This window comes from Nocardia sputi (genome assembly GCF_023501985.1).
This window is the reverse complement of record NZ_JAMFLC010000055.1, coordinates 1-13,100: the sequence shown is the minus strand read 5'-3', so window position 1 is coordinate 13,100 and position 13,100 is coordinate 1. Positions and strand designations below refer to the sequence as shown.

Below are 13,100 nucleotides of genomic sequence, written 5' to 3'. Positions count from 1 at the left end.
ACGGTGGGACACGAAGACCTCCGGCAGGTGAATGCGTTCCTAGACAGCTCGCACTTCACCCGGAGGTCTTCGCCATGTCAGCCCGACACGCCGCTACCAACGTCCGTGGTCAGTACACCTAGGTCTCGTCCAACACAGCGGCCAGGCGCTGGACACCTTCGCGAATCTCAGCGGGGCTGTGTGCGCTGAAGGACATGCGCAGCGTCGACGGGTCGGCGACACCGGCGAAGAACGGTGCTCCCGGCACGTAGGCGACCCGCTGAGCCAGGGCGGCGGGCAGCAACGCGGTGGTGTCGACACCGCCGGGCAACCGAACCCACACGAACATTCCGCCGTTCGGACGGCTCCAGCTGCTGCCGTGCGGGAGTGCTCGTGAGAGCGCGTCCAGCAACGCGTCGCAGCGTTCGCCGTACAGGGTACGGGCGCGGGCGATTCGCCCGTCCAGGTCGCTCGCCGCAAGGTAGGCCGCTGCGGCTGCCTGGTCGATCGTCGAGCTGTGCAGGTCGACCGCCTGTTTGACGACCGCGCATGCGGTGCGCACCGTAGCGGGCGCGCGCATCCAGCCCAGTCGCATTCCGGGAGCGAGGAGCTTGGACAGGCTGCCCAGCAGGATGGTCCGGTCGGCGGAATCCGCGTAGGAAGCGATCAGGGGCAACCGTTCACCGCGAAACCGTAACTCTCCGTACGGATCATCCTCGACGATCCACATGTCGCATTCGGCGGCGATCCGCGAAACGGCGGCGCGTCGGTCCGCAGGCAAGGTGTGACCGGTGGGGTTCTGGAAGGTCGGCACCAAATAGACCATTCGGGGTCGATGTTCGGCGACGAGTTCGCGCAGGGCTTCGATCACCATGCCGTCGCCGTCGGTGGGCACCGGGATGACGCGGGCGCGCACCGCGCTGAAGACCTGTAGCGCGGCCACGTAGGTGGGGTTCTCGACGAGAACGATATCGGCGGGCTCGAGCAACGTGGCCGCCAGCACATAGAGGGCTTGCTGGGCTCCCGTGGTCACCAGCAGATCGTCGGCGACCGTCGGGAGTTCGGCGCGGGCGAGCAACAGTGCGATCGCGTCGCGCAGGGCCGGATCGCCGTCGGTCACCGAGTATTGCAGGACGCGTGAACTGGATTCACGCAAGACTCGCTCGTAGGCGGACCTGATGCCTTCGACGTCGAACAGTTCGGGCGCCGGGAGCCCGCCGGCGAATGAGATCACGTCCTGGCGTGAGGTCAGTGCGAGCGAGTCGCGCACGATGGAACTCGAGCCAGGCCCCGCCTGGCCGGCTCCCGTGGCGGGAGCGATACGACTGCGCATGTACCCTCGAATCAAGAGGTGGCGGCGGGATTGCCTGCCCGGTCGACGTTGTCTTCGATGATTCGTGCGCCGAGCCGATCGATGACCTCGGTCATGAATCCCACTGTGGTGCCACACCCGCCGATGTCCGGAGTCGCCAATTCGCTGGCCGCGACCTCACGGATCGAATCACGCAGGAGCGCAGCTTGTTCGCCGTACCCCATATGGTCCAGGGCCATGGCGAGTGACATCGCCGCCGCGGACGGGTTGGCGATTCCCTTACCGGCTATGTTCGGCGCACTGCCGTGTACGGGCTCGAACAACGCGCAGCCGGTCTCGGGGCAGATACTCGCGCTCGCGGCGAGACCTAATCCGCCCATCAGAGCGGCGCCGATGTCGCTGATGATGTCGCCGAAGAGATTCGGGGCCAGCACGCCCTCGTACGACGACGGATCGCGCACCAGGTGGTAACAGAACGAGTCGACGTATTCTTGTTCGGCCGCGAGCTGCGGGAAACCCGCCACTTCGGTTTCGAAGACCTCTTGCCAGAGGCGTCCGGTGTTCGGCACGGCGTTCGATTTGTGCACCAAGGTAACCTTCGTGCGTCCGGTATCGGCGAGTCGCCGCAGTCCGAATCGGACGAACTTCTCCACTGTCTCTCGGGTGTATACGCATTCATCGATAGCGACGCTGACCGAGCCGCGGCGCGCGATCGTTCCGCCGACTCCGGCGTAGAGCCCCTGCGTGTTCTCGCGGAACAGATCGATCCGGCCGGTGGGTAAGTCGAGCGGGCGGTAGTTCACATAGAGATCCAGGCCACGCCGTAATCCGAGCAGGATGCTGCGACCATGGGCCATGTCCGGAATCCGCGGATCTCCCAATGCACCGAGGAGTATCGCTTGATACTCCTCGGCGAGCGAGTCCAGCGCGCCGTCCGGCAATCCCACCCCCGTCGCGAGCCATTCGTCGGCGCCCCAACCGAATATGTCGTGCTCGATCCCCGCATCGCAGGTGTCGTTGAGCAGGGCCAGCACCGGCAGCACCGCGTGGACGACCTCGCGACCGATCCCGTCGCCCGGGATCACCGCGAGCCTCATCGGTTCTCTCCCACTTCGCGAAGCATGGCTTCGACGGAACTGAGCCGCCCGGCTATCGCCGTGGCGGCCACGACATAGGGTGATGCGAGATACACCTGGCCAGGTCCAGAGCGTCCGGGAAAGTTCCGGTTCTGGGCACTCACGGTGACCTCGGCAGGGCTTTCCGACACCCCCGGGCCGGCGTTGATACAGGCACCGCACGAGGGCGGCAACACGGTCACCCCGATGTCGGCGAACAGCTCGACATACCCGCGGTCCGTCGCGTAGCGCATGACGTCCTCACTACCGAACTGGATGAACGCCTGGACTCCATCGGGCACGGATGCGCCGCGCTCGCGTGCCAGTGCGAAAACACTCGCGTACATGTCCATGTCGTGTGCCTTCCCGCCGGTGCAGGAGCCGCCGTAGACCTTGTCCACGGGCACCACATCGTGAATCGAGGACAGGGGCACCGAGTTGCGCGGGTCACCGGGCAGCGCCACCATCGGCTCGATGGCGTCGAGCGCGAGTTCCACGACCGCGTCATAGCTCGCGTCGACATCGGAGACGACGACCCCGCTTCGGTCACCCCGGCGTCGCCCCGGCCGTCCGGCCAGGTATTCGCGCGTCCGGCTATCCGGCTCGACCATCGCGGTCATCGCACCGGCTTCGACGGCCATGTTGCACAACGTCGCTCGTTCGTCGATGTTCAGTCCCGCGACGCCTTCGCCGCTGAACAGCAGTACCTTTCCCAGTGTTCGACTGCCGCGGATCTGTGAATGCGGGAGCAGTGAGAGCATGACGTCCTTCGCACACACCCCAGGCCGCAACTGCTGCCGCAATTCGACCCTGATCACCGCGGGCACCTTGACCAGAATCTCCCGGGTGTACCACGCGTTGGCCATGTCCGTCGCGCCGACGCCGAAAGCGAACGCGCCGATGGCTCCGGCCGTACAGGTATGACTGTCCGTACCGATGATCACGTCGCCGGGCTCTGCGACATGTTCCATGATGTAGTTGTGGCAGATGGCACGACTGCCACCGGAATGCCCTGGGCCGATGAAATTGCCCTGGCTCTTCCTGGCGAACTCCTTCTGCCGCTTGCGCAGATTGTTGACCCGCCCGATCAGATCCTTGCCGTTGTCGCGTCGGCTCAGCACGGATTCGGCGAGGGAGAGATGGTCCTGGAAGTAGTAGCAGGTGGCCGGCTCCAGCGGGTTTGCCGCCGCGCCGAATTCCAGGGTGAACATCTCCGCCGCCATCGGCGTCACGTACTCGTGACTGAAACGGACATCGGTCTGCACGAAATACGACTCACCGACTGCGACCACACCGTCCGGCGGACGGTGATTGCGTGCCGAAAGCTTGCTTTGCAGCACCTTTTCGACCACGTTGAGTGGACGCGGCGCGGTGAACCGCGGCAGCACCGGCGTACTGCCCGCCGCAGCGCTCGACCGGTTGAAGCCGAACAGCCCGCCGAGATCGATGATGGCGCGTTCGATGCCGTTCGCACCGGCGGTGAACAGCTCGAGCGGCAGCTCGTCGCCGGCGATGAGCGCGTCGAGCAGTCCGAAATCGGTGCAGGTGACGATGCCGATATTGCGGCAGTTCTGCTCGTAGATGCGCTCGAACGAGCGCGCGAAGACCAACTCTACGCCCGCGTATTTCTCCGCGAGCGCGGCATGTTCACGAGACGACCCGCAGCCCTTGGCCGTTCCGCTGACGACGATCTGCGGGCCGAACGCGCTGACCGCTCCTTGCGTTACGCTGCGCCCACGCAACCCGAGATAGACGAAATCGCCGAGTTGCTTGTCATACCAATAACAGCACCAGCCGGGAATAACTTCGTCAGTCGAGATATTGTCGCACAACGGCTTGCGCAAAAGTTCTGCGGGACCGAGCGGGCAGTCGCCGGACAGCTGCGCCGCGACCAGGTCAGGATCCTCGGTGAGGAACAGCACGTTGCCGCGTAGCCGGAAAGTTCTCGCGCCGGTCTCACTCTGTTGTCGCAATGATCTGCCCTATCAATTCATCGGTGAGAGGAGTACTGCTCCGCTTGGCTCGCTGGAGGATCTTCTCGATCAGCACCCGGTCGTCGGCGAGTCCGTTCGTGGCCAACCAGTAGCGCACATTGCTGGCACCTGAGCTGGCATCGATGACCACTTCTTGAGCACGTCCGAAATGACTCGCCGGGACGCTGGAGTACACCGTGTCCTCGAGCAGCCGATCCCCCTTCCTGTGGGCTTTGAGAATCGCGGCCGCGTGAACGCCTGCGCTGGTCTTGAAGACGTCGCTGCCCATCGCCGGGTAGTTGTTCGGTATGGCGGTATTCAGCACCTCGGATGCGTACTCGCAGTATTTCCGCAAGGCGATGAGATCGTAGCCGCCGGCCTGGTCGAGGTGACTGTTCAGAATGAGCTGGTCGAGCGAGGCATTGCCGGTTCGCTCGCCGATACCGAGGATCGTGCCGTGCACCCGGACACATCCCGCCGACAGCGCGGTGAGCGAGTTGGCCAACGCGAGCCCGCGGTCGTTGTGCCCATGCCACTCGAAGTCCGCCGCATGCCCGCGTTCCGCGAAGTATCGCGTGGACCATTTGATGAGCGCCTCGGTACCGCTCGGCAGCGCGGCGCCGACGGTGTCGCACAGGCATACGCGGCGCACACCGACCTCGATGGCGACGTCATAGATCTGCTGGAGCAGTTGCGGCGGGCACCGAACGGTGTCCTCCAAGACCAGCACGAACGTCACGCCCGCCCGGCGGCACATCCGTGCCGAATCGCGGACATTGCGTGCGATCGCACAGATATCCCAATCTTCGACGTACTGCCGAATGGGGCTGACGCCAGTGAATACGTAGGCGTCCACGGGTACGCCGGCAGCCTGCGAAACCTCGCAGATGGCACTGATGTCGTCGGCGTGTGTACGCCCAGCGTAGCCCTGAGCCAAATCGTATCCATTCGCATCGATATACTTCGCGATCTCGATGCACTCTTCCGCCGCCGTACTACTGGCTCCGGGAAAACCGAGATCGGCGGCGCCCACGCCCACAGCAACGGTGTGGTCCACAAGAGAAAGCTTCTGCGCCAAAGTGGGATTCCTGATATTCGGCGCTTGCAACCCATCGCGTAGCGTTTCATCGAAGTACACGCCCCGCCCGCCCGAGTTCCGCGTATCGGCCACTGACCGCACGCCGTTCCAGGTGAACCATGTACCAGTCCCTATGTCGACACCGTTCGAGTCACGGATGAAGTGATCCATCGGTCCGAACCGAGCCTCGCGAACCTGATCCTCAGCGACCAACAGCCCCAACCTCCGCCACCAGGATGACCAGCTCCGCCGACGATTACGTAAGGCACACAGCCTAGCCAGGCAATTCGCCCAACCGGGCAACCGCATTCCCCATGCTGAGAAAGCCGAGCATGCGAATCCCGCCGGAGTCATCACAAGCATCCGCGTCCGCCCAGCACGCGTGAGGATCGACCAGGTCCTGTGCGGACGAATCCCAGCGGTGTGTCCGAAATCCGTAACACGCGAATGGATCTCGTCGACCCGGCCACCGGTCCGAGGAACGACATGCGTCCAGTCCCACCCACGAGCTTCGAAGGTTGCCGTTTCGTCGGAGCCTCCTGAGCTCCGATCCTCCGCGATCTTCCGTAGCTCGCCCTGCCGAAGCCGAGGGCATGCGGGATTCTTGCGCTCACCAGCCCACCCGTCTCCGGTTCAGGGGATAGCGAACTGGATCGCAAGCCCGACACCTGGCACTCTCCGTGCTGACAGTTCAACATATGCCCAAGACGAGGAATGGCAGCAAGCAGGAATCCCGCCCGGGAAGTCTGTCCGATCGACCAACCGCCATGTGGAGACGTTGTGAGCCCACGCCGACCCTTGTTCGAAATCGTCCAAAGGCTTGCCGTCGTCGGGCGCGACATTCGCGATCTGTCGAGCCGCGCCCTCCGAGAGACCGCACACGAGCTTCGCGAATTTCACGAACTCGTGGAGCACACTGATACAAACCTCACTCGTCTGTTCCGCCGCGCCGAATCCGAATCCGCGGCCGACCGCGTCGCAGACGCGGAGGTCCCTGTCACGTCGGAATTCCTGGAGGCACCCCGTCTGTACCACGGTGCGCGACTGAACCACTGCGCCGAGATCTTCCCGAAGGCGTTCGCCGAAAAAGCACCCTCTGGCATCACCGGACACATCAGGCCGGCCAGCCATGGCCACGAGGGCACTGTCTACCTCGCCGACGAAGACCTCGCCCACGTGTACGGAATGATCCCGCAGGGGACCGACGCACTCGATCCGAAGAGGCGATTCCATCCAGCCGGCGTCGTGCTGGGGATCGACACCCGCACCATAAACGTCCGACGAATGACACGGCAGCGGAACACAGCCATGGAATTCGTTCCCGGCGTGACAGACCGTGTCGGGACCACTGACGCCCGCCTGGATACGTCGTGCGTAGTCAGTGCACGATTCGAAGTCTACGACGTCATCGTCAACGACCCCGAGGTCTCCCTGGTGACAGACGGTATCCCTTTTTTCGAGGATTTGGATCACGAAGCGGTACGTAGCGTCACAGCCGTTACAGATCGACTATCAGCGGTCGCGGACGCCGTCCGCAGAAATTACCCGGAAATCGATGTCACGGTAGACACGAACCACACACCTGCTCATCGCGCTATCGAGATCTACAGAACAACAGTGGCCAGCTCCTTACTCTATTTGAGTACCAGCGCCATGATAGGCCTGGCTTATCAAAACATCCCGAGCGACGACAGGCGGTACCCCGACGACAGATAGGCCGGGACCTGACCGCAACCACAACCCCTCGAGATCTACTTTTGCGGCACGAACGGTCTTCTACACTTTCCCGAGTTCACCGACCTATCGCTATCGCTGGGGCGACTGCTCTGGAGACAGAGCGATACACCGATCACCTCAGACGTTCGGTGCCCATATCCTGTCGGGCGCCAAATGCTGCGTACAATTCGACGGATACCGACCCGGCGCACGAGTTCGCCGTCGCAGCCGTCGTGTTCACCTGGTCAGGTCGGCTTGCGGGTCAGGATCAGCCGGCAGTCCGGCAGGTTGGGCTGCACGATCCGCACTACGTCGAAGCCCGCTTCGCCGAACGCTTTTCGCCAACCGTCCTCGGTGAGCAGCGACTGCTCCATCAGCGCCTGGGTCAGCGAGTACTCCGGGGTCAGCACTTCCGGCACGTTCTGTTCGGTGGCGGGCGGGATCTCCTCGGCGGTCAGCATGTACGCACCCGAGGGCAATCGGTCACAAAGCCCGCGCAGGTAGTTCACGAGCACGTCGTAGCCGTGCTCCAGTACCTCGTGCAGGAAGAAGAACGTGACGACCAGTTGTACCGACTCCAGTTGCGGAATCGTGGCGGCCTTCGCTCCGTCCGCCTCGTGGATGGTGATGCGGTCGGCCAGCCCGGCCTTGGCCACCTCCTGCTGCGCCTCGGCGCACGCGGCCGGACTGATATCCACCCCCACACCGCGACCTCCGCCGGCCTGGCACGCCGCGATCAGGAAATGCGCATTGCCACAGCCGATGTCGGCGATCGAATCGAAGGAGATCTCCTCGAGGATCGCCATCACCTCCGGCCGCAGATCCCGCTGCCCGACCAGCGCTGTGCCGACCGCGACCCACCGCACGTCCCGATCGATATCCGAACCGAACGTCCGCTTTCCGGTCAACAAGTCGCCGAAATGGTGCAGAGCATCGCCGTAGCCGCCGGACAGCCACATCAGATAGCCGCGGTCGGCGTACAGCTGACGACCGGCCTCGGTGAGAACATAGCGGTCACCGCCGCCGCGAACGACGATATCGCGCTGCGCCAGATAGCGCAGGGTGGCCTCGGCGAGGTACCGGTTCGCGCCGAGGTCGGCTGCGCGCAGCCCGTGCTCGGCGAGTTCGTCGAGTACACCGATGATCCCCAGAGAGGCGAAAACCGCGCAGGTGACGTGGCCGCGCATGTAGTCGAACGCGCGCCGCTGAGAGAGGTTTCGAGTCATGGCCGCTTTCCTGATCGTCGGAGTGTTCGATTTCCCGCGTGGATCATCCGGGTTTGGCGCAATACGACATGGACGTCCACAACACATTTCATTGGCGGCCGACGTAGCGGAAGCGCGGTCGACGGCGTATCCGGCTCACCGAGACCGTCCCGATCGGCGCCGCCGCGAACCACTTCCCCACTGCGGGCTGTTCCCACGCTCGGTCTCCTCTTGAATCATGCTCCGACCGCTTCGGACCCCGAACTTCCTGCGCGCGAGACCGCCCGTCCGTGACGGCACGGGCTTCGAATGCTAGACGGATGGCCCACCGAGACGTGCGCCGAACTTCCCGATATTGAGAAATCGGCGCGCGGCGTCGGCAACGCTACAGCTAACACTGCGCATCGCAAGCTCGCCGACCACTTCCCAGCAGTGAGCACACCGACCTTGCCACCCGATCCCAGTCGGGATATCGTGCTGGACCGACGCGCTATTCGCGTTGAGCGCCAACGCCATTGGCAACGAATCAACAACGAACCGATCGAATCGATCAGGGAGTATCCGACCGAATTCACAGTGGCGCGGACGGATACGGTGTAGCACCGCGGATGACCTGCCCACGCCGGACGCTGGCAACCGCCGCAGAGTCAGTACCGGTTACATTGCACCGACTAATCAAGGTTGGTGTCGGGGACGGATTTCGACCTGGTCGGCATCAAGCCGTAGCAGTGACGATATTCGCGCAAGGGGCATCGAGGTCATGAATCCGAAATCGGAACCTTCGCTGTCGGAAACCGAGCTGATCCGGCTGGATACGTTCGGCAATGGAGCGGCCGCCCGTGACATCGGCGGAGGTCTCTTTTCGCTTCCCCAGTTGTTCGCCGCACAGGTCGCGCGAACACCGGACAACCGAGCGGTGGTGGCGGGGGATCAAAGGTGGAGTTACCGCGAGATCGATGACATGTCGTCTCGCTTGGCCCACTTTTTGATCATGCAGGGGGTGCTGCCCGGACATCTGGTCGGCGTGCTGTTGCCACGTTCGATGCACTGGATCGTGACGGTGCTGGGGGTACTCAAAGCCGGTGCCGCCTACGTGCCGGTCGACCCGGCATACCCCGATCACCGGATCGCCTTCGTACTGCGCGACACTGGTGTCACCGCTGTGGTGACCGCGGCGGAATTCGAGATCCGCACCGCATCGCTACTGCGGCCGATCGACCGCGGGGTTCCCCTTGTGACGGTGTCCGATCCGGAGATCGACCGCCGGCCGAACGCCGCGCTGCCCTTCCCCGCACCACAGCAACTGGCCTATCTGATCTACACGTCCGGAACGACGGGGCAGCCCAAGGGGGTCGCTGTACCGCATGCCGGCGTCTGTGAGATCATTACCGCGCACACTCGGCGGCTGCATATCAACGGCGACAGTAGGGTTCTGCAATTCTCGCGGCTGGTCTTCGACGCCTCGGTGCTCGACATGTGGTCGGCGTTGCTGACCGGCGCCACCGCGGTCGTGCCCACCGAACAACAAGCGCAACCAGGCCCCGAGCTGGCACGGTTGATCGCGCGGCACAAAGTCACGCACGCGCATCTCACCGCCTCCACTGTCGCCGCGTTGACCCCGGAACAGCTGGCGAACATGACGCTGGTAGTCGGCGGAGAGCCATGCAGCGCCAGTTTGGTCGACCGGTTCGCGGATGGCCGGATCATGGTCAACGTGTACGGTCCCACCGAGACAACGGTGTACGTGTCGATCAGCGAGCCATTGGCAGTGGGATCGGGTACACCGTCGATCGGATCGCCGGCACCAGGGGTCGCACTGGCGGTGCTCGATGCTTCCTTACGCCGGGTACCGGTAGGGGTGGTCGGCGAGCTGTACGTTGGGGGCTACGGCATAGCCCAAGGATATTGGAACCGGCCCGGCCTGACCGCAGCGCGGTTCGTCGCTGATCCGTTCGGTGAATCCGGCGGCCGGTTGTATCGCACCGGAGATTCGGTGCGCTGGAACCAGGCCGGGGAATTGGAATTCGTGGGCCGCGTCGACGACCAGACGAAGATCCGCGGGTTCCGCATCGAACCAGGCGAGGTCGAGAAGGAGCTGGTCGCGTATCCGGGAGTAGTCCGTGCGGTCGTGGTGGCCCGCGAGGACCGACCTGGTGACAAACGACTGGTCGGCTACGTTGTGTCAGCTGCCGGAGCCGAGGACGGTGCGGTCGATGCGGCAGCGGTACGTCGCTTCCTCGCGCAACGATTGCCGGAGTTCATGGTGCCGTCCGCGATCGTCGTCGTCGATCACCTTCCTGTGACAGTCAACGGAAAAATCGACAGGCAAGCCCTTCCTGCGCCGAAATACCAGTCCAGTATTCGGTATCGCGCGCCTGAAACCCCCGCGGAAGAAGAGCTGGCACGACTGTTCGCCGAGGTGCTCGGACATGAACGGGTCGGTACCGACGACGACTTCTTCGAACTCGGCGGCCATTCGCTGGTGGCGACACGGTTGATGAATCGGATCCGCGCAGTGCTGGGTAAGGAACTGGCAGTCTCGGCAATCTTCGACACACCGACGGTAGCGGGACTGGCGGGTGCTCTCGACGCCCGGCCGCAGTCGCGTCCTCCGCTCACGCCGATGCCGCGCCCGAAAATTCTGCCACTGTCCTACGCGCAGCGTCGCCTGTGGTTCCTGCATCGGCTCGAGGGACCATCGGCGACCTACAACATTCCCTTTGTCTGGTCGTTGACCGGCACGCTGAATGTGCCCGCGCTGCGGGCGGCAATTCTGGATGTGGTGGCTCGCCACGAATCGTTGCGCACGGTGTTTCCCGAACTGGACGGGACCCCGCAACAGCGAATCATCGACGTCGACCATGTCGAGCTCGGCTGGACCGTGCTGGATGCGAGTGGGTGGGACGATCGGCGCGTATCGAACGAGGCCTCAGCCGTCGTACATCATCGGTTCGATCTCGCTGTCGAGATACCGCTGCGCGTACGGGTGCTTCGGCGAGATGACAGTGCGCACGTGCTGGTGATGGTGCTGCACCATATTGCGGCCGATGGCTGGTCGGCCACGCCGTTGATACGGGACCTGGTTGCGGCCTATCGCGCACGGGTCCATGGCCACGATCCCGATTGGGCGCCACTGCCCGTACAGTACGCCGACTACACCCTCTGGCAACAGCGGCTACTGGGTTCGGCAACGGATCCGAGCAGCCTCCTGTCCACCCAGTTGGCGTACTGGCAGGCCGAACTGGCCGGAGCCCCAACAGATTCAGGGTTGCCGACCGACCGGCCGCGGCCTGGCACGGAGTCGTATCGCGGTGGTACGAGACCGTTCGTCCTGGACTCCCTTCTCCGAGGCGATATCCTCCGGATGGCTCGCGATGCGGGTGTGTCGGCGCCGATGGTGCTGCAAGCCGCCCTGTTGGTGTTGCTGCACCGGCTCGGTGCCGGCACGGATATTGTGATCGGCTCGCCCATCGCCGGGCGCTCCGATCAGGCTGCCGATGGTCTTATCGGCTTCTTCGTCAACACCTGGGTACTGCGTGCGACGCTCACCCCGGACATGCCGGCCTCGGAACTCCTTGCCCAGGTGAAGCGCAAGGCGCTGGGCGCCTACGAGAATCAGGACGCCCCCTTCGACATCTTGGTGGAAAAGCTCAACCCCAGTCGGTCGGCGGCCCGGCACCCCGTGTTCCAGACGATGCTGGTGTTTCAGCACAACCCGGTCAGCAGTTTCGACTTCGCCGAGGTTCAGGCCACCCCTATTCCGATATACACCAGGACCTCTCGCCTGGACTTGTCATTCGTCATCGACGATCACGGTGATCGCGGCGGCTGGGCCACACGCATCGAGTACGCCAGCGATCTATTCGATCCGGCGACCATCGACACGATTGCGGCGCGATTCCTTCGGGTGCTGGCCGGCATGGCCGCGGATCCGAGCATCCCGATCGGGGCGATCGAACTCCTCGACGAACACGAACAGCGCCGACTGGACGTAATCGGCAATTGCGCGGCGCTTCATGCCGATGTCGGCGGCGCCAGGTCGCTACCGGAACTGTTCGCCGCACAGGCGGCACGGACACCGAACAACGTGGCGATAGTCTTCGACGACCGGACATGGACGTACCGGGAACTCGATCGAATGTCGGCGCGATTGGCTCACCGATTGGTCGGCTACGGTATCGCCCCAGGAGATGTCGTAGGCCTGATGCTGCCACGGGCCGCACACAGTTTCATCGGGGTGCTCGCCGTCTCGAAGATCGGTGCGGCGTACGTTGCGGTCGATTCCGCCTATCCCGATCACCGGATCGGGTTCGTGCTCAGCGATGCCGGTGTGGCGGCAGTCGTCACCACGACGGAACTGGTGAGCCGAGCATCAGCGCTCCTGCAAGCAGCCGATCGCGCCGATCGCAAGGTTGTCGACATCTGTGATCCGATCATCGATGCCCAGCCCGATACCGATCTTCCGTTCCCCGACGCTCGGCAGGTGGCCTACCTCATCTATACCTCGGGGACCACCGGTACCCCGAAGGGGGTCGCCGTCACACATGTCGGTATCGCAGATCTTGTCGCTGCCCATATCCGGCGTCTCGCTGTTCATGGGGGGAGTCGGGTTTTGCAGTTGGCTCCGTTGGTTTTCGATGCGTCGGTGATCAATATGTGGTCGGCGTTGTTGTGTGGTGCCGCCGCGGTCGCGCCTACGGAGGAGCAGGCGCGGCCGGGTGT

The 13,100-nt window shown here is 63.9% G+C and carries 7 protein-coding genes; 2 read left to right on the top strand and 5 right to left on the bottom strand.

Annotated features, from left to right (window positions below; translation table 11 throughout):
* Positions 1 to 118: 118 nt before the first annotated feature.
* From M8859_RS36435 to M8859_RS36420, 4 genes are all read right to left on the bottom strand, one after another.
* The gene (locus tag M8859_RS36435) at positions 119 to 1,249 is read right to left on the bottom strand and encodes an aminotransferase-like domain-containing protein (protein WP_249645660.1); all 1,131 of its coding nucleotides are present in this window, start codon (positions 1,247 to 1,249) and stop codon (positions 119 to 121) included.
* A gap of 74 nt (positions 1,250 to 1,323) precedes the next feature.
* Positions 1,324 to 2,388: an isocitrate/isopropylmalate family dehydrogenase gene (locus M8859_RS36430; protein ID WP_159929714.1), complete on the bottom strand. Its 1,065-nt coding sequence runs from the start codon at positions 2,386 to 2,388 to the stop codon at positions 1,324 to 1,326.
* Positions 2,385 to 4,379 carry an aconitase family protein gene (locus tag M8859_RS36425; protein WP_249645659.1) on the bottom strand — a complete coding sequence of 665 codons (1,995 nt, stop codon included), beginning with the start codon at positions 4,377 to 4,379 and terminating at the stop codon, positions 2,385 to 2,387. Before M8859_RS36425 ends, M8859_RS36430 begins: the two co-directional genes overlap by 4 nt.
* Positions 4,363 to 5,628: a LeuA family protein gene (locus M8859_RS36420; protein ID WP_159929718.1), complete on the bottom strand. Its 1,266-nt coding sequence runs from the start codon at positions 5,626 to 5,628 to the stop codon at positions 4,363 to 4,365. The genes M8859_RS36425 and M8859_RS36420 overlap by 17 nt, the downstream gene beginning before the upstream one ends.
* Positions 5,629 to 6,237: 609 nt before the next feature.
* Between M8859_RS36420 and M8859_RS36415 the strand changes: the two genes are divergently transcribed.
* Positions 6,238 to 7,173 (top strand): hypothetical protein, encoded by a 936-nt coding sequence (locus tag M8859_RS36415; protein ID WP_249645658.1) that lies wholly within the window; start codon positions 6,238 to 6,240, stop codon positions 7,171 to 7,173.
* Positions 7,174 to 7,418: 245 nt separating this feature from the next.
* Here the strand turns inward: M8859_RS36415 and M8859_RS36410 are convergent, their stop codons facing one another.
* On the bottom strand, positions 7,419 to 8,399 hold the full coding sequence (locus M8859_RS36410; protein ID WP_249645657.1) for an SAM-dependent methyltransferase: 981 nt from the start codon (positions 8,397 to 8,399) through the stop codon (positions 7,419 to 7,421).
* A 739-nt stretch (positions 8,400 to 9,138) separates the two neighbouring features.
* Here M8859_RS36410 and M8859_RS36405 point away from each other — a divergent pair.
* On the top strand, positions 9,139 to 13,100 hold a 3,962-nt coding region (locus tag M8859_RS36405), incomplete at its 3' end, for a non-ribosomal peptide synthetase (RefSeq protein ID WP_249645656.1).